The 17407-nt window shown below is 73.1% G+C and carries 16 protein-coding genes; 5 read left to right on the top strand and 11 right to left on the bottom strand.

Annotation, left to right across the window (positions count from 1 at the left end):
- Positions 1 to 76: 76 nt before the first annotated feature.
- Both KZ813_RS01070 and KZ813_RS01065 read right to left on the bottom strand, forming a co-directional pair.
- Positions 77 to 2575: an ABC transporter permease gene (locus KZ813_RS01070; protein ID WP_219753133.1), complete on the bottom strand. Its 2499-nt coding sequence runs from the start codon at positions 2573 to 2575 to the stop codon at positions 77 to 79.
- Positions 2572 to 3243 carry an ABC transporter ATP-binding protein gene (locus KZ813_RS01065; protein ID WP_219753132.1) on the bottom strand — a complete coding sequence of 224 codons (672 nt, stop codon included), beginning with the start codon at positions 3241 to 3243 and terminating at the stop codon, positions 2572 to 2574. The genes KZ813_RS01070 and KZ813_RS01065 overlap by 4 nt, the downstream gene beginning before the upstream one ends.
- Positions 3244 to 3289: 46 nt before the next feature.
- On the opposite strand from KZ813_RS01065, the gene KZ813_RS01060 reads away from it, so the two are divergent.
- Entirely contained in the window at positions 3290 to 4003 is a 714-nt protein-coding gene (locus KZ813_RS01060; protein ID WP_308461753.1) for an arylesterase, read from the top strand.
- 118 nt (positions 4004 to 4121) lie between these two features.
- Here the strand turns inward: KZ813_RS01060 and KZ813_RS01055 are convergent, their stop codons facing one another.
- The 7 genes from KZ813_RS01055 to KZ813_RS01025 form a co-directional block, all read right to left on the bottom strand.
- Positions 4122 to 4775 (bottom strand): glutathione S-transferase family protein, encoded by a 654-nt coding sequence (locus KZ813_RS01055; RefSeq protein ID WP_219753131.1) that lies wholly within the window; start codon positions 4773 to 4775, stop codon positions 4122 to 4124.
- The gene (locus tag KZ813_RS01050) at positions 4772 to 5641 is read right to left on the bottom strand and encodes a class I SAM-dependent methyltransferase (RefSeq protein WP_219753130.1); all 870 of its coding nucleotides are present in this window, start codon (positions 5639 to 5641) and stop codon (positions 4772 to 4774) included. Before KZ813_RS01050 ends, KZ813_RS01055 begins: the two co-directional genes overlap by 4 nt.
- A gap of 113 nt (positions 5642 to 5754) precedes the next feature.
- Entirely contained in the window at positions 5755 to 6828 is a 1074-nt protein-coding gene (gene recA, locus KZ813_RS01045; RefSeq protein WP_219753129.1) for a recombinase RecA, read from the bottom strand.
- A gap of 104 nt (positions 6829 to 6932) precedes the next feature.
- Entirely contained in the window at positions 6933 to 7640 is a 708-nt protein-coding gene (locus KZ813_RS01040) for an enoyl-CoA hydratase/isomerase family protein (protein ID WP_219753128.1), read from the bottom strand.
- On the bottom strand, positions 7637 to 8503 hold the full coding sequence (locus KZ813_RS01035; protein WP_219753127.1) for a 4-(cytidine 5'-diphospho)-2-C-methyl-D-erythritol kinase: 867 nt from the start codon (positions 8501 to 8503) through the stop codon (positions 7637 to 7639). Before KZ813_RS01035 ends, KZ813_RS01040 begins: the two co-directional genes overlap by 4 nt.
- Positions 8500 to 10134 (bottom strand): tetratricopeptide repeat protein, encoded by a 1635-nt coding sequence (locus tag KZ813_RS01030; RefSeq protein WP_258046297.1) that lies wholly within the window; start codon positions 10132 to 10134, stop codon positions 8500 to 8502. The genes KZ813_RS01035 and KZ813_RS01030 overlap by 4 nt, the downstream gene beginning before the upstream one ends.
- Positions 10135 to 10377: 243 nt before the next feature.
- Positions 10378 to 12036, bottom strand: coding sequence for an electron transfer flavoprotein-ubiquinone oxidoreductase (locus KZ813_RS01025; RefSeq protein ID WP_219753126.1), 1659 nt, complete (start codon positions 12034 to 12036; stop codon positions 10378 to 10380).
- A 129-nt stretch (positions 12037 to 12165) separates the two neighbouring features.
- On the opposite strand from KZ813_RS01025, the gene KZ813_RS01020 reads away from it, so the two are divergent.
- From KZ813_RS01020 to moaB, 3 genes are read left to right on the top strand one after another with little or no spacing between them, the layout of a single operon-like run.
- Positions 12166 to 12909, top strand: a complete 744-nt coding sequence (locus tag KZ813_RS01020) for a uracil-DNA glycosylase family protein (RefSeq protein WP_219753125.1) — start codon at positions 12166 to 12168, stop codon at positions 12907 to 12909.
- The gene (locus tag KZ813_RS01015) at positions 12906 to 14726 is read left to right on the top strand and encodes a lytic transglycosylase domain-containing protein (RefSeq protein ID WP_219753124.1); all 1821 of its coding nucleotides are present in this window, start codon (positions 12906 to 12908) and stop codon (positions 14724 to 14726) included. The genes KZ813_RS01020 and KZ813_RS01015 overlap by 4 nt, the downstream gene beginning before the upstream one ends.
- Positions 14723 to 15250: a molybdenum cofactor biosynthesis protein B gene (gene moaB / locus KZ813_RS01010; RefSeq protein WP_219753123.1), complete on the top strand. Its 528-nt coding sequence runs from the start codon at positions 14723 to 14725 to the stop codon at positions 15248 to 15250. Before KZ813_RS01015 ends, moaB begins: the two co-directional genes overlap by 4 nt.
- Positions 15251 to 15270: 20 nt before the next feature.
- On the opposite strand, the gene KZ813_RS01005 is transcribed toward moaB, so the two are convergent.
- A complete protein-coding gene (locus tag KZ813_RS01005; RefSeq protein ID WP_219753122.1) occupies positions 15271 to 15606 on the bottom strand; it encodes a VOC family protein in 336 nt (111 codons plus the stop codon).
- Between the two features lie 54 nt (positions 15607 to 15660).
- Here KZ813_RS01005 and KZ813_RS01000 point away from each other — a divergent pair, with 54 nt between their 5' ends.
- Positions 15661 to 16743, top strand: a complete 1083-nt coding sequence (locus KZ813_RS01000) for a PA0069 family radical SAM protein (protein ID WP_219753121.1) — start codon at positions 15661 to 15663, stop codon at positions 16741 to 16743.
- Between the two features lie 202 nt (positions 16744 to 16945).
- Here the strand turns inward: KZ813_RS01000 and KZ813_RS00995 are convergent, their stop codons facing one another.
- A complete protein-coding gene (locus KZ813_RS00995; RefSeq protein WP_219753120.1) occupies positions 16946 to 17401 on the bottom strand; it encodes a monooxygenase family protein in 456 nt (151 codons plus the stop codon).
- Positions 17402 to 17407: the final 6 nt, after the last annotated feature.

Below are 17407 nucleotides of genomic sequence, written 5' to 3'. Positions count from 1 at the left end.
CGGCGGGCCGATGAGGATCAATCGCTCCGCTCAGGAAGGCGATGAGGGAGACTCAGCATGGCGCCGGTGCCGTTCGCTACAGCTCGCGCAGCGCCGCGGCGGGCCGTGCGCGCAACACCGGCAGGCTGCCCGCCACGCCGATCGCCACGGTCGCGACCACGCCGACCAGCAGGGTCGACGCGACCGCGCCCCAGTCGGGCAGCCACTCGAAGCCGAAAAGCTGCGTCACGACGTACCAGCCCCCCGCCACGCCGAGCAGCAGCGCCACCGCCGCCGCCACCAGCGCCAGCAGCGCATATTCGAGCAGCTGCATCACCAGCACCTGCCGCCGCGTGGCGCCGAGCACCTTGAGCACCACCGCGTCATACGTCCGCGTCGCGCGCGCCGCCGCGATGGCGCCGACCAGCACCGCGACGCCGGCGAGCACCGCTACCCCCGCCGCGGCGGCGATCGCGGTGGCCATCTGACGCACCACGGTCTGCACCTGCGCGAGCACCCCGCCCACCTCGATCACCGACAGCGAGGGAAAGCGCGGCAGCAGCGCGCGCGTCACCGCGCCGGTGCGCGCCGCGGGCATGTCGATCGTCGCGGCGAGATTGTGCGGCACGTCGGCCAGCGCGCCGGGCGAGAACACCAGCACGAAGTTGAAGCCCAGCGTGTCCCAGGCGATGCGGCGGAACGAGGCGATCGTCGCGGTCCGCTCGAGCCCGAGTACCGAGATCGTCAACGGGTCGCCGATCCTGAGCCCGAGCGACTGCGCCAGCCGCTCGTCGACCGACACCAGCGGGCGTCGTGCCTCGGCCGGGCTCCACCAGTGACCGGCGCTGAGGGTGCTGCCCGCGGGCAGCGCCGCGGCGAAGGTCAGCCCGCGCTCGCCGCGCAGCGCCCAGGCGCCCTCGGGGATCTCGGCAAGATCGGCGACCCGCGTCCGGGCATAGCCGGTGATCGTGCCGCGCATCAGCGGCACGGTGGCGATCACCGCGCTCGGCGCGGCCGCGGCGACGGCGGCGCGGAACTCACGCTCGCGCTCGGGCGCGACGTCGAGCACGAACAGGGCGGGCGCGCGCTCGGGTACGCTGCGCGTGATATAGCCGTCGAGGCTGGTGCGGATCGTCGCGAGCAGCACGAACAGCGTCAGCCCGAGCCCCAGCGCCACCACCAGCGCGACGGTGCGCGCGCCCGGGCGATGGAGCGCGGCGAGCGCGAGCCGCGGCAGCGGGCGGCGGGGCGGCGGCACGCGCGCGGCGAGCCAGCGCACCGCGTGACCGAGCGCGACCAGCAGCAGCAGCGTCGCCGCGGCGGCGCCGAGGAAGCCCGCGGCGAACAGCGGCCGATCGCTCGTCGCCAGTACCAGCGCCACCAGCGCGGCGCCCGCCGCGCCCATCCAGGCGGCGGCGACTCGGCCGCCGCGGGCGCGGCGATCGTGGACGCCGCGCAGCAGCGCCGCGGCGGGCACGCGCCCGGCCGCGACCAACGCGGGCGCGCAGAAGGCGAGCGCGATCAGCAGCCCGTACGATGCGGCCAGCGCGAGCGGCAGCGGTGCCACCACGAAGCCGGGCGCGACCGGCAGCACCGCGCCGGCGAGCGCGCCGACCAGCGGCACCGCCACCAGCCCGGCGACGAGCCCGAGCGCGATCCCCACCCCCGCCACCGCGAGCACCTGGATCAGATAGACTCGCGTCACCGTCGCCGACGTCGCGCCGAGCACCTTGAGCATCGCCACGCTGGCGCGGCGCTGCTCGAGATAGGAGGAGACGCCGTTGCCGACGCCGATCCCCGCGATCACCAGCGCGGCGAGCCCGACCAGCGTGAGGAACTCGCCCATCCGCGCGATGAAGCGGCTGGCACCCGGCGAGGCGCGGTCGCGCGTCCGCGTCTCCCACCCCGCCGCGGCATAGCGCCTGCCGAATCCCGCCACCGTCGCGGCGGGATCGCGCGCGCCGATCGCGACGCGATACTTGGTCTCGTAGAGGCTGCCCGGCTGTACCAGGCCCGTGCGCGCCAGCCCGGCGCTCGACACCAGCACCACCGGGCCGAAGCTGAAGCCCTCACTCAGCCGGTCGGGCTCGTCCGCGATCACGCCGGTGACACGGAAGGTGGCCGCGCCGAGCCGCAGCGGGTCGCCGACGCGCAGCCCGAGCCGCTCCACCAGCGCGGGCGCGACATAGGCGGCGTCGACGGCGGTGACTCGCGTCACTCGTCCCCCCGCGAGCGTGAGCCGACCGTAGAGCGGATAGGCCGGGTCGACCGCCTTGAGCTGCACCGGCGCGGTGGCGCCGTCGCGCGCCACCGCCATCGACTGCATCCGGACCGTCTCGGACACGCGCCCGAGCCGCGCGATCGCGGCGCGCTCACCGGGATCGGCGGCGCGCTGCGAGATCGCGAACTCGACGTCCCCGCCGAGGAGCACGCGCCCGCGCGCGGCCAGCTCGCCGGTGATCGCCTGGGTCAGGCTGCCGATCGCCGCCAGCGCGCCGACGCCGAGGAACAGGCAGAGCAGCAGCAGGCGCAGGCCCTTGAAACGGAGCGACAGCTCGCGCCGGGCGAGCCGCCAGGCCAGCGCCCAGCCCCTCATCGCAGGCGGCCGTCGGCGAGCTCGACGATCCGGTCGCAGCGTCGCGCCAGTGCCGGGTCGTGGGTGATGATGACGAGGCTGGCGTCGGTGGCGGCCCGGCGCTCGAACAACAGGTCCATGACGCGCGTCCCCGTCGCGGCGTCGAGGTTGCCGGTCGGCTCGTCGGCGAACACCAGCGAGGGGCGCGGCGCCAGCGCGCGCGCGATCGCGACGCGCTGCTGCTCGCCGCCCGAGAGCTGAGCGGGATAATGGCCGAGCCGATGCCCCAGCCCCACCGCGTCCAGCTCCGCCTCGGCGCGCGCGCGCGCGTCACCGGCGCCCTGCAGCTCCAGCGGCACCATCACGTTCTCGCGCGCGGTCATCGTCGGCAACAGGTGGAAGGCCTGGAGCACGACGCCGATCCGCCCGCGCCGCGCCACCGCGAGCGAGTCCTCGTCGAGCGCGGCGAAGTCGAGCCCCGTCACCTCGACGCTGCCCGACGTGGCGCGCTCCAGCCCGGCGAGCACCGCCATCAGCGACGACTTGCCCGACCCCGAGGCGCCGAGCAGCGCCACGCTCTCGCCCGCGGCGACCTGGAGATCCACCCCGCGCAGGATCTCGACCGGCTCGGCGCCCCCCAGGGTGAGCCTTACATCGCGCGCGGCGATGACCATATCCGGCGGCGACATCAGCGGGGCCGGGGCATAAGTGACGCGATCATATCTGACATATGCGGTGCCGGCGGCGCTTCTCCAAGCCACGCTGGCGATCGCCGGTTGCTCGCCGCGCGACGAGGGCGCGCCCCATGGCCCGCGCGTCGGCGGCAACGACGCGACGGCCGCGCCCGCCCCGGTCGCCACCGTGCCGGTGAGCGGCCCCGAGCGGATCGTGCTCGCCCTCGGCGACAGCCTCTACGCCGGCTATGGGCTGAGCCGCGGGCAGAGCCTGCCCGACGCGATCCAGGCGCGGCTGCGGGCGGCCGGGATCAACGCGCGGCTGGTCAACGCGGGCGTCTCGGGTGACACCAGCGCCGACGGGCGCCGACGGCTCGGCTACACGCTCGATCGCCTGGGCAAGGCGCCCGACCTGGTGCTGCTGGGGCTGGGCGGCAACGACGTGCTGCGCCAGCTCGACCCCGGGGTGACGCGCGACAATCTCGCGGCGATGCTCGACGAGTTGCGGAAGCGGAAGGTGCCGGTGGTGCTGACCGGGATGCTCGCGCCGCCCAACCTGGGGCCGGACTATGCGGCGCGCTTCAACGCGATCTACCCCGAACTGGCGAAGCAGCATCACGCGCCCTTGTACCCGTTCATCCTCGACGGCGTGCTCGGCGACAGGGCGCTGATGCTTCCCGACGGGGTCCACCCCAACGCGCGCGGCGTCGCGCGGATCGCGGATCGTGTGACCCCGGTCGTGCGCCACGCGCTGGCGGACACGGCGGCGCGCTGACGGGCGGCTGCCTCCCCTCTACAGGCCAGCAGGAGGCGGCTGGTCGCCTCCGCCCCTCTAGACCGCCGTCGGATAGGGAGGGAGCGACGGCGCGCGTCGACCAGTCCCGCGCTACGCCTCACCGCGCATAGGCATAAGGGCCGCCGCGCGCGAGCGCGCGCTGATAGGCCGGGCGGGCATGGATCTTCGCGAGCCACGCCGCCGTCGCCGGCCGCGACTCGCCTAGGCCCGCGCGGTGACGCGCCGCCTCGAGCGGGAAGCTCATCATGATATCCGCCGCGGTGAACGCCTCGCCCGCGAACCACGGCCGCTCCACCAGCGACTCCTCGACAAAATCGAGGTGACGGTCGATCATCGGCTGGACTCGAGTCACCGCGCGCCTGCCGATCAGTGGCAGCCGGGAGAGCACCAGCTTGAGCAGCAGCGGCGGCATCATCGAGCCCTCGGCATAATGGAGCCAGAAACGATAGCGCAGCGCGTCGTCGCGCTTCGCCGGGGCGCCCAGCCTCCCATCGGCACGGTCGACCAGATACTCGACGATCGCGCCGGTCTCGGCGACGACCCGACCGCGCTCGCCCTCCGCGGCGTCGTCGCGGTCCTCAATGACCGGCGATTTGCCGAGCGGATGGACCCGGCGCAGCTCGGGCGGTGCCAGCATCGTCTTGGCGTCGCGCGCGTAGCGCTCCACCTCATAGGGCAGCCCGAGTTCCTCGAGCAGCCACAGCACGCGCTGCGAACGCGAGTTCTCGAGATGGTGGACGACGATCGTCATAGTGGCTCCCCGGCGCGCGCGACCCAGATCCAGATCGCTGCGGTGAACGCGACGGCGCCGTCGCGTATCCGCGCGGCGAGCACCGCCGCGATCCGCCGCTCGATCGCCGCCTGCTCGTCCGGCGCCGCCGCGGCGAGCACTGCGGCGGCAGGACCAATACGGCGGAAGAAGGCGAGCGCGTCGGCGATCGGGTCGTCGCCGCCGCCGACCAGGTAACGCACGTCATGGCCGGTCGCATCCGCGTCCCGCCACCCGGCGGCGGCGAGGATATCCTGGGTCCGCGCGCGATCGGCGAGCCCGAACGGTCCAGGGGCGTAGGAGCCCGTCGGGCCGGGTGTCGCGCCGACCGCGGCGTCGAGCGCGCTCGCCCAGTCATTCTCCTCGCGCGCCCTGAAGCAGGAGAAGACGAGCGGCGCGCCGGGCCGCGCGGCCCGCGCCATCGCCGCGAAGGACGCGACGGGATCGTCGAAGAACATGACGCCGTGCCGCGAGACGATCAGATCGAGCGGGGCGAGTGTCGGCAGCACCGCGGCGGCGTCACCGAGACGGAAGTCAACGCGGCGATCATCGTCGGCGCGATCCTCCGTGGGGCTGGCGAGGGTGCCCGCACGCTCCCGCGCGACGGCGACGAGCGGCGCGGCGAGGTCGATCCCCGTGACACGCAGCCCAGGCCGGGCCGCGGCGAGCGTCAGCGCGGTGCTCCCGACGCCGCAGCCGACGTCCGCGGCCCGCCCGCTCGCCGGCGCCACCGAGGCGATTACCGGGTCCAGGACGCCGGCGATATCGGCGAAGGCGCGCTCGGTGCGCTGCCACTCCGCCGCCCAGGTCGCCCCGACACGCGCGCTCCATTCCGCACCCGAGGTCATCGATCAGCCTCCCGCCCATCCCCGCGGACGGCCGAAGGCGGGAGCGGACTGCCGACCACGTTCGGCTCGCCGCACGACCCCGCCGCCCCCGCCGCGCCCGACGACCGCGCGGATCAGACGTCGTCGTCCTCGCTCGGCCCGGCCATCATGCCGTCGGCCACCTGCTCGGTGCGCGCGCGGATCGCCTTCTCCAGCCGCTGCATCATCTCGGGATTGTCGCGCAGGAAGGTCTTGGCGTTCTCACGCCCCTGCCCGATCCGCACCGAGTCATAGGAGAACCACGCGCCCGATTTCTCGACGAGCCCCGCCTTGACGCCGATGTCGAGGATCTCGCCGATTTTGGAGATGCCCTCGCCGTACATGATGTCGAACTCGACCTGCTTGAAGGGCGGCGCGACCTTGTTCTTGACGACCTTCACGCGCGTGGCGTTGCCGATCACCTCGTCGCGGTCCTTGATCGCGCCGGTGCGACGGATGTCGAGCCGGACCGAGGCGTAGAATTTCAGCGCGTTGCCGCCTGTCGTCGTCTCCGGATTCCCGTACATGACGCCGATCTTCATGCGCAGCTGGTTGATGAAGATCACCATGCAGCGCGAGCGGCTGATCGAGCCGGTGAGCTTGCGCAGCGACTGCGACATCAGCCGCGCCTGCAAGCCGACGTGGCTGTCGCCCATCTCGCCCTCGATCTCGGCGCGCGGTACCAGCGCGGCGACCGAGTCGACCACCAGCACGTCGATCGCGTTGGAGCGCACCAGCGTGTCGACGATCTCGAGCGCCTGCTCGCCGGTGTCGGGCTGCGACACGATCAGCTCGTCGATGTTGACGCCCAGCTTCTTGGCATAGACCGGGTCGAGCGCGTGCTCCGCGTCGACGAAGGCGGCGGTGCCGCCGTTCTTCTGCGCCTCGGCGATGACGTGGAGCGCCAGCGTCGTCTTGCCCGAGCTCTCCGGCCCGTACACCTCGATCACGCGGCCGCGCGGCAGCCCGCCGACGCCCAGCGCGATGTCGAGCCCGAGCGAGCCGGTCGAGATCGCCTCGACCTGCATCGTCTCCTTCTGTCCGAGCTTCATCGCCGAGCCCTTGCCGAAGGCGCGGTCGATCTGCGCCAGCGCGGCGTCGAGCGCCTTCTGACGGTCTGCGTTCGCGGTAGCCATGCCGGTATCGATCACCTGAAGTTTGGCGGCCATTGCCGTGGACCCTTTCGCTAGAGCAACCGCGCGTCGCGTTCAACGCACCGCGATGGTGTATTCTCTTTGTTCCGAGAGAACAAGTAGAGAACTACACTGCGATATCAAGCCTTGCCGCGATAGTGGGCGACGCCGGCGGCGAAGCGCGCGCCCGCGAACGAATCCTCGAAGGCGGTATCGAGCGACTCGTCGAGCGGGTCGTCGAGCGTGCGCTTGAGCAGCCACAGCGCCGTCTCGTCGTTGCGCACGATCTCGTCGACCACCTTGGCGGCGTCGCCGATCATGTCGATCAACCCGATCCGCAGCGCCTCTGCCGAGTCGATCGAGCCGGCGGTGAACAGCAGCCGCGCCGCCTGCGCGCGGCCGACCCGCTGCGCCAATCGCGCGACGTCCGCGACGGGATAGCCGATCCCCAGGCGCGCCGGCGGGACGCCGAACCGCGCGGCGGGCGAGGCAACGATCAGGTCGCAGCCGAGCGCCAGCGCCACGCCCGCCCCGAAGCAGCCGCCTTCCACCGCCGCCACGGTCGGGATCGACAGCGCCGCGAGCGCGCCGACGGCGTCTTCCAGCGCGAGCCGGAACTCGGTCCGCGCGTCGACATCGTCGACCAGCCGCGCGAGGTCGACGAGGTCGGCGCCCGCGCAGAACACCCCGGGCACGGCCGAGCGCAGCAGCAGCGCGCGCGCGCTCGTCGGCAGCGTCTGGAGGATGGCGGCGAGCGCCTGCCACGCGCCGGTCGGCAGCGCGTTGCGCGCGGCGGGCCGCTCGAGCGAGACGACCGCGACATCCTCCAGGACGTCGAGCGCGATCATGCCACCGTGGTCGCCAGCTGCCACCAGCCCGGTCGCTGGGCGGAGATCGCGCGCGCCGCGACGTCGCGCGCCCTGACCTCGTCGAACAGCGCGAAACAGGTGGCGCCCGAGCCCGACATGCGCGCGAGGATCACGCCGGGCTGGTTCGCCAGCGCCCGGAGCAGGTCGCGCACCGTGGGCGCGATCGCCTCCGCGGCGGGCTGGAGATCGTTGCGTCCCACCAGCGCCCGCGCCAGCGTGCCCCCCTCCCCCACACCGCCGCGGTCGATGCCGTCCCAGCGCGCGAACACCGCGGCGGTGGACACCTTCTCGAGCGGGTTGACGAGCAGCGCGGGACGATCGCCCAGCCCCGCGATCGCGACGAGGTCGTCGCCGCGCCCGGTGCCGAGCGCGGCGCGACCGAGCAGGCAGGCGGGAACGTCGGCGCCGAGCGCGCGCGCGACCGCGTCGAGCCGCGTGTCGTCGCGCGCGATGCCGCGGTGCCGCGCGAGCGCGCGGAGCGTCGCCGCCGCGTCCGCCGAGCCGCCGCCGATCCCGGAGGCGACCGGCAGCCGCTTGTCGAGCGTGATCGCGTAGCGCTCGTCCACGCCGAAGGCGGCGCGGAACGCCGCGACCGCGCGGACGACGAGATTGTCGGCGTCGTCGCCCACGATCTCCGAGAACGGCCCGGTGACGCGGAAGGTGTCGCGCTCGGCGGGCGCGAGCGTCACCGTGTCGCCGTCGCGCGCGAAGGCGAACAGCGTCTCCAGCTCGTGATAGCCGTCGGCGCGGCGCGCGCGGACGTGGAGCGCGAGGTTGAGTTTCGCCGGCGCGGGCTCGACCAGCACCGCCGCCGCCGTCGCGGCCGCCGCGGCCGCGCTCATCGCAGCGACCCGATGCCGCGCGCGATCTTGGCGTCGAGCCGGGCGGCGCCGTCGGCGTCGGCGACCTGGCGCGCCGCGGTCCAGGCGTAGCGCGCCTCGTAGCGCCGCCCCGACGTCCAATACGCGTCGCCGAGATGCTCGCCGATCTCGGCGTTGGCGGGGTCGCCCAGCGCGGCCTGTTCGAGCAGCGACAGCGCGCGCGCGCGCTGGCCGCGCACCAGCAGCGCCCAGCCGAGCGAGTCGGCGATCGCGGCGTCGTCGGGCTTCAGCGCGGCGGCGCGCTCCAGCAGCTTCTGCGCCGCGCCCAGCCGCTCGCGCCGCTGCACCAGCGCGTAGCCGAGATAGTTGAGCGCGAGCGGCTCGCTCGGCCCCAGCCGCACCGCCTGCTCCAGCGCGGGTAGCGCCTGGTCCCAGCGCTTCGCCTCGTCGAGCGCGGCGCCGTACTGCAGCCAGTCGGCCCAGTCGGCACCCGTGCCGGCGCGATCGAGCAGGCGGCGGTAGAGCGGCACCGCCTCGCCGGGGCGGCCGAGGCGGACGTTGAGGTCCGCGAGCCGCTGCACGTCCTCGGTCGCGGCGTCGGGCGCGGTGCCGAGCGCCCGCGCGGCGGTGAGCGCCTCGGCGTCGCGCCCGTCGTCCGCGAGCAGCTGGACGCGGCCGGTCGCGGCGATCTGCGCGTAGAGGCTGGTCGGTGGCACGGCGTCGAGCACCGCCAGCGCCTGGTCGACCGCGTCGTCGCGCGCGAGCACGCCGGCGAGCAGCACGCGGGCGCGGTCGTTGCCCGGCTCGGCGCGCAGCGCGGCCTGGAGCAGCGTGTAGGTGAGCGGGCCGGGCGCGCCCACCGCCAGGTCCGAGGCGACGCGCGTGAACAGATAGGAGGCGCCGAACGCGAGCGAGGGCGCGGCGGCGTAGCGCGCGGCGAGCGCGGGGTCGGCCGCGGCGGCGCGCAGCGTCGTGATCGCCGACTCGCCGCCGACGGCGAGCAGACGCGCCGCCGCCTGCCGCTCGCCGCGCCCGAGCAGCAGCCGCGCCGCGGCGACGCGATGGTCCTGGCTGGCTAGGTCGTTGCCGAGCAGCGGGCGCAGCGCCGCCTCGCCCTCCGCCACCTTGCCGGTGGCGATCAGCAGCAGCGCGCGGGTCTCCTCGACGAAGCGGCGCGAGACCGCGTCGGCGGCCGCGCGCGCGAGCGGGGCGAACGCGTCACCGCCCGCGTCGAGCGCGGCCCAGGCGGCGAGCGGCGCGGCGAGGATGCGAAGCTGGTCGTCGCGCAGCCGCGCGATCGCGGCACTCGCCGCGACGCGGTCGCCCGTCCGCGCGGCGCGGGCGAGCGCGAGCAGCGCGGCGTCGGCGGGCGCGACACCCTGGTCGGCGAGCGAGGCGGCGGCGCGATCGGCGAGCGCGAGGTCACCCCCGCGCACCGCCTCGCGATAGGCGCGCACCGCGACCACGGCATTGTCGGGCGCGGCGGCGAGCGCGCGGGCATAGTCGCGCGTGGCGGTGGTGACCGCGCCGTCCGCCGCGGCGGCGCGCGCCTTCATGTACGCGCCGAGGTCGCCCGTCGCGGCCGCGGCGGCGCCCGGCGCGAGCAGCGCGAGCAGCGCGGCGGAGGCGAGACCGGGAGGGCTGAACCGCATGCCCCGCTGTCGCGGCTCGGGCGCGGTCGCGTCAACCCCGCCGCCCGCGTTTATTGCGCGCGGTGGGGACAGGCGCTTCGTTACCGTGACGCGCGCTTCCGCTCCACGGTCATCCCGGACGTGAGCCGGAATCCACCGCGCCGCACATCCGGGGCGCGTCGCTCTCGCGGAAGACTGGATCCCGGACCACGTGCGGGATGACGGGAGTTGGAAGGTCGTCCGCGCCCGCAACGACCCGCGTCCTCACATATTCGGGTAGTTGGGCCCGCCCCCACCCTCGGGCACGACCCAGTTGATGTTCTGCGTCGGGTCCTTGATGTCGCAGGTCTTGCAGTGGACGCAATTCTGCGCGTTGATCACGAACTTGGGCTCACCGACGTCCTCGCCGACGATCTCGTAGACGCCGGCCGGGCAGTAGCGCTGCGCCGGCTCGTCGTAGAGCGGCAGGTCGTACTCGACCGGAACAGTCGGGTCCTTGAGCGTCAGGTGGACCGGCTGGTCCTCCTCGTGGTTGGTGTTCGACAGGAACACTGAGGAGAGCCGGTCGAAGGTGAGCACGCCGTCGGCTTTCGGATAGTCGATCTTCCTGACCAGATCCTTGCGCCACAACGTCTCGTGGTCGGGGTGATGGTGCAGCGTGAAGGGCATGCGCAGCCCCAGATACTCGAGCCACATCGTCACGCCCGCCAGCCCCGAGCCGATCAGGTCGCCGAAGCGCTTCACCAGCGGCACGACGTTGCGGACGATCGACAGCTCCTTCCTGACCCAGCTGCGCTCGAAGGCCTCGGGATAAGCGGTGAGCTCGTCGCCGCCACGCTGCGACACGATCGCGTCGACGGCTGCCTCGGCGGCGAGCATCGCGCTCTTCATCGCGGTGTGCGTGCCCTTGATCCGCGGCACGTTGAGGAAGCCCGCGCTGTCGCCGATCAGCGCGCCGCCCGGGAAGACCAGCCTGGGGATGGACTGGAGCCCGCCGTCGTTGATCGCGCGCGCGCCGTAGCTCACCCGCTTGCCCCCCACCAGCAGCGCCGCCACCGCGGGATGGGTCTTCCAGCGCTGCATCTCCTGGAACGGCGAGACATAGGGGTTGCTGTAGTTGAGCCAGGTGACGAAGCCGATGCTCACCTGACCGTTGGCCTGGTGGTAGATCCAGCCGCCGCCGTTCGAGCCGCTCTCGCTCAGCGGCCAGCCCTGGGTGTGGATCACCTTGCCGGGCGTGTGCAGCGCGGGGTCGATGTCCCACAATTCCTTGACGCCGAGGCCGTAGACCTGCGGGTCGCAGTCGCGCCGCAGATCGAAGATCCGCATCAGTTCCTTCGACAGGTGTCCGCGACAACCCTCTGAGAAGAAGGTATATTTTGCGTGCAACTCGAGCCCGGGCTGATAATCGGGCTTGCGCGTGCCGTCGCGCGCCACGCCCATGTCGCCGGTGGCGACGCCCCTCACGCTCCCGTCCTCGTGGAACAGGATCTCGGCGGCGGCGAAGCCGGGGAAGATCTCGACGCCCAGCTCCTCCGCCTTGCCCGCGAGCCAGCGGCACAGGTTGCCGAGCGAGCCGGTGTAGGTCCCCTTGTTGTGGAGGAACGGCGGAGTCCACAGGTGCGGCAGCGTGAACTTGCCGCCGCGCGTGAGCACCCAGTGGAGGTTCTCGGTGACGGGCACCTCGGCGAGCGGGCAGCCCTGCTCGCGCCAGTCCGGCAGCAGCTCGTCGAGCGACTGCGGGTCGATGACCGCGCCGGAGAGGATGTGTGCGCCGACCTCGGAGCCCTTCTCGAGCACGCAGACCGAGACCTCCGCGCCCTTCTCCGCCGCGACCTTCTTGAGCCGGATCGCCGCCGACAGGCCCGCCGGCCCGGCGCCGACGATCACCACGTCATAGGGCATGGACTCGCGCTCGCTCACGTCATCTTCTCCTCAGGAGCACCCGGCGCCGCCTCTTCGCGGGCACTCGTCGTGTCGTCGCCACGGCTGATCGGGCCGGCGGTGCCAGAAAGTTGACGCTCACGTCAACTGCGATCCTATGATGCGTCCATGGGGGCAGACCAGAACCACGACTGGGCCAAACTCGCCGCGAGCGCGCTCGAATGGTGGCGCGATGCGGGGGTCGACGTGCTCGTCGGGGACGCGCCGTTCGACTGGCTCGCGCCGGTCGAGCCGGCCGCGCCGCTCGCCTTCGCCGGGTCCCTCGCCGCGCCGGCGTCGGCCCCTGCCCCCGAACCGGCCTCCCTGCCCGACACGCGCGAGGCGTTCGCGACGTGGCGGCTCGGCGACGAGGCGCCCGAGGCGCGTTGGGGCGGCGTCGCGATCGCGGCGAGCGGGCCGCAGGACGCCGAGCTGATGGTGCTCGTCGACTGTCCCGAGCGCGACGACCGCGAGACGCTGCTGGAAGGCGAGACGGGGCGGCTGTTCGATCGGATGCTCGCCGCGATCGGTCGCTCGCGCGCGGACACCGCGCTCGCCTCGGTCTGCGCGCGCCGCCCCACGACGGGCCGCGTGCCGCGCGACATCGCCGACCGGCTCGGCGAGATCACACGCCACCACGTCGCGCTCGCGGCGCCGAAGCGGCTGCTGGCGATGGGCGATGCGGCGAGCCGTGCGCTGCTGGCGATGAGCGTCGCCGACGCGCGGGGACGTACGCACATGATTAACCATAAGCAGGGCAGGATCACGCACGTCGTGGCGACCCATCACCCGCGCTTCCTGTTGGATCGCCCCGCCGCCAAAGCCGAGACCTGGAAGGACCTGTTGATGCTCACCGGGGAGATCGCGTCATGAGCCCCCGCCGCGCCGCGCTGGCCGCCACCGCCGCCTTCGTCGTCGCCGCCGCGCCAGCCTTCGCGTCTCCCGTGCTTGTGGCGCCGCCACCGCCGGTGACGGTCGCGACCGCGCGCACCGCCGGCATCCCGGCGCAGCTCACCCCCGAGCAGCGCTCGGGCTATCGCGCGGTCTTCGCCGCGATCCGCGACGGGCGCTGGAGCGACGCGCAGATCACGCTCGACACGATGGCGAGCGGCCCGCTGCACGCTTATGCCCGCGCCGAGCTGGTGCTGGCCAAGGGCTCGCCGCGCGTCGGCGACGAGGCGCTGACCCGGCTGATCGCCGAGGCGCCCGAGCTACCCCAGGCGGAGGCGCTGATGCGGCTGGCGAGCGCGCGTGGCTTCGCCGACCTCCCCGCGCTGCCGAGCGCGCAGCGGCTGATCTGGCAGGACGGCGCGCCCGCGCGCGTCCGTGCCCGCGCCACCCGCAGCGACGAGGTCGCCGCCGATCTCGCGCAGCGCATGCAGCCCTATGTCAAGGCCGACATGGGTGCCGAGGCGCAGGCGCTGCTCGAGTCGACCGACGGTCTCTCCCCCGAGGCGACGACCGAGTGGCAGGCGCGCGTCGCCTGGATCTACTTTCTCCAGGGGCTCGACCCGCAGGCACGCGCGCTCGCGGCCAGGGCAGCGGCGGGCAGCGGCGAGTGGGCGCTCCACGGCCGCTGGACCGAGGCGCTCTCGGCGTGGCGCCAGCACGATTGTGCCGCGACCCAGGTCGATTTCGAGAATGTCGCCGCGCGCGCGACCGACACCGACCTGCGCGCCACCGCACTCTACTGGGCGGCGCGCTCGGATATGGCGTGCGGTCGACCCGACCGGGTCGAGGCGCGGCTCAAGACCGCGGCGCAATATAAGGAGACCTTCTACGGGTTGCTCGCGCGTCAGTCGCTCGGGCTACCGGTCGAGCGCGTTCGCCCCGAGCTGGTGAGTGAGGAATGGGCGCGGCTCGAGCGGCGCCCGAACGTCCGCGTCGCCGCCGCGCTCGCCGAGCTGGGCGAAGGCGAGCGCGCCGACGCGGTGGTGCGCCAGCAGGCGCGGATCGGCGACCCGGCCGAGTTCGCCAGCCTCGTCCATATCAGCGAGACGCTCGACCTGCCCGCGACCACCGTGTGGCTGGCGCACAACATGCCGCAGGGCGCGACCGCGACCGCCGACACGCGCTACCCGATGCCCAATTGGACGCCCGACACCGGCTGGCGTATCGACAAGGCGCTGGTCTACGCGCACACGCTGCAGGAATCGGGTTTCCGCAACCGGGTGCGCAGCCCCGCGGGCGCGTTCGGGCTCATGCAGATCATGCCCGCCGCGGCGACCGATTACATGCGCGAGCGCGGGGTCGCGATCGACCAGGACGCGCTCGCCCGCCCCTCCACCAACATCGACATCGGCCAGCGCCATATCGAGAAGCTGCGCGACATGGGCCTCACCGGCGGGCTGCTGCCCAAGGTGATCGCGGCCTATAACGCCGGTCCCAAGCCCGTCGGCGAGTGGAACGCGCTGGTACGCGACGGCGGTGACCCGCTGCTCTACATCGAGAGCATCCCTTACTGGGAGACGCGCGGCTATGTCGTGACGGTGCTGCGCAACTATTGGATGTATGAGTCGCTCGGCGGCAAGGCGAAGAGCCCCAGCCGCGTCGCGCTGGCGCAGGGCATGTGGCCGCGCTTCCCCGGCCTGCCCGGCGACAGCGCGGTGCGGATGACCTCGGCGCCGGTGACCGCGATCGCGATCAACGGCACGGTCGCGGCGCAGTCGACGACCCACGCCGAGCGATGAGTCTCGACCTCACGCGCACCTTCGTCCCGGTGCGCATCGCGGTGCTGACCGTCTCCGACACGCGCGGGCTGGCAGAGGACCGCTCGGGCGACGCGCTGGTGGCGCGGCTCAGCGAGGCCGGGCACGTGCTCGCCGAGCGCGCGATCCTGCGCGACGACGTCGACTCGATCGTGGCGCAGCTCCACCGCTGGATCGACGACGAGGGCGTGGACTGCGTCATCACCACCGGTGGCACCGGCGTGACCGGGCGTGACGTCACCCCCGAGGCGATCGAGCGGGTCGCCGACAAGATGATCCCCGGCTTCGGCGAGCTGTTCCGCTGGCTGAGCTTCCAGACGATCGGCACCTCGACGGTGCAGAGCCGCGCCTGCGCCTGTGTCGCGCGCGGCACCTATGTCTTCGCGCTGCCCGGCTCCACCGGCGCGGTCAAGGACGCGTGGGACGGCATCCTGGCCAGCCAGCTCGACATCCGCCATCGTCCCTGCAACTTCGTCGAGCTGATGCCGCGGCTCACCGAGCGCTGAGCCGCACCCGACACGCGACCTCAGCCCGCGACCACGGCGGCGAGCTCGTGACCGTCGGGATCGGTGAAATGGAAGCGGCGCCCGCCGGGAAAGGCGAAGATCGGCCGGGTGACGTGTCCCCCCGCCGCCGTGACAGCCTCCAGCGCCGTCTCGAGGTCGTCGACCGCGATCACCGGCAGCGCCGCCACGGTCGACTCCGCCGGGTCGGCCTGGAAACCCACGTCGGTGTCGCCGCTGGTGGTCGCCGCATAGGTCGGGCCGTAGTCGGCGAAGGACCAGCCGAACGCCGCGCCGTAGAAGGCCTTGGCGCGCGTCGTGTCCGCGACCGGCAGTTCCAGATAGTTGAGCCGTGACATAAGGTCTCTCCTTCTGTTCTTGCTATGTTCTAATCCTTGAGCTAGGTTGGCGCAATGGCCGATCGCAAGCCCAGAGCCGTCCGGGGTGCCACGCTGAACGCGGCGAGCACGCGTTTCACCCTGCCGCAGGCCGAGGAGGACGGCGACTGGCTCGACTCGCGCGAGGCGATCGACGGCGCCCCCGCCCCGGCGCGCACCAGCGTCACGGTCGAGCGCGCGCGCACGATCATCACGCGCAACCAGTCGCCCGACGTGCCGTTCGACCGCTCGATCAATCCCTATCGCGGCTGCGAGCACGGCTGCATCTATTGTTTCGTGCGACCGAGCCACGCCTTCCACGATCTCTCGCCCGGGCTCGACTTCGAGACCAAGCTCTTCGCCAAGCCCGACGCCGCCGCGCTGCTCCGCGCCGAGCTCGGCAGGCGCGATTATCGCTGCGCGCCGATCGCGATGGGGACCAACACCGACCCCTATCAGCCGATCGAGCGCGAGTGGCGCGTCACGCGCGAGGTGATCGAGGTGCTCGCCGCCTGCGACCACCCGCTGGTGATCACCACCAAGTCCGACCGCGTCGTGCGCGACCTCGACCTCCTCGCGCCGATGGCGGCGAAGGGCCTCGTCGCGGTGGCGATCTCGGTCACCTCGCTAGACCCGCGCGTGGCGATGACCGTCGAGCCGCGTGCGCCCGCGGCGGCGCGCCGGCTCGCCGCGGTGCGGCGGCTCAGCGACGCCGGCGTGCCGACCTATGTCAACATGGCGCCCGTGATCCCGGCGATCACCGACGAGGAGGTGGAGGCGGTGGTCGCCGCCAGCGCCGCCGCGGGCGCGCTCGGCGTCTCGTACATCCCGGTACGGCTGCCCTGGGAGGTGGCACCGCTGTTCCGCGCCTGGCTCGACGAACATTATCCCGAACGCGCCGCCAAGGTGATGGCGATCATCCAGAGCCTCCGCGGCGGCAGGGACAATGATCCGCGCTTCGGCGAGCGGATGCGCGGCCAGGGGCCCTGGGCCGAGCTGCTGCGGACGCGCTTCCGCATCGCGCGTGCGCGCCACGGGTTCAGCGACGAGCGGCGCCGGCTCGACCTGCGCTGCGACCTCTTCCGCGCACCGGCGGCGGCACAGGGGGAGTTGTTCTGATTGTCACGTTCGTCAGGCCGGACCCGATTTCGGAGTGGGCTTCAGAGAGTGGAAGCTGCCACCGTTTGCCGCTTGCACGTGATCCGGCACGTCTGAACCGGCGTGCTCCGCGCGAGCGGGAGGCCAGCGCCAAGCACGCCACCCTCCCGCCCCAAGGCTCCGGCGTTCGCCGACGCACGGTGGCGTCTGCCATCGCGACCTTCTACCGCCCGAGCCGCCCCCGGCTCGACAGCAGCAGCCCCTGCGCGGCGACCGCGGGTGCGAAGGCGCCGAGCCCCGGCGGCTCCGGCATGTCGACGTAGATCGCCTCCATCCCGCCGCGCGCCGAGAAAGCCTCGTGCCAGAAGCCGTTGCCGTGACGGTCGGCGAGGAAGGTGCGCCACCAGCCGCTGTGCGGGTCGGAGCGGGTGAACGCCTCCAGACTCTCCAGGTCGCGCCAATATTGCCGGATGCCGACGTGGTTCCAGGCATAGAGCCCGGTCTGGCTGTAGAGCAGTCCGTCGGGCGGCGACCGCTTGATCGCGGCCAGCCCGCGACCGATCGACAGGAAAGAGGGCAGCCCCCGCACCGCGCCGACGCGGAAGCCGAGCAGCACCACCACCATGTCGGGCCAGGCCGACACGTCCACCGTCACGCGTCGCGCATCCTTGGCTTGCATCATCGC

This window comes from Sphingomonas folli (assembly GCF_019429525.1).
Taxonomy (GTDB): Bacteria; Pseudomonadota; Alphaproteobacteria; order Sphingomonadales; family Sphingomonadaceae; genus Sphingomonas; species Sphingomonas folii.
The sequence above is the reverse complement of the archived record's forward strand: the minus strand, read 5'-3'. Positions and strand labels throughout refer to the sequence as shown.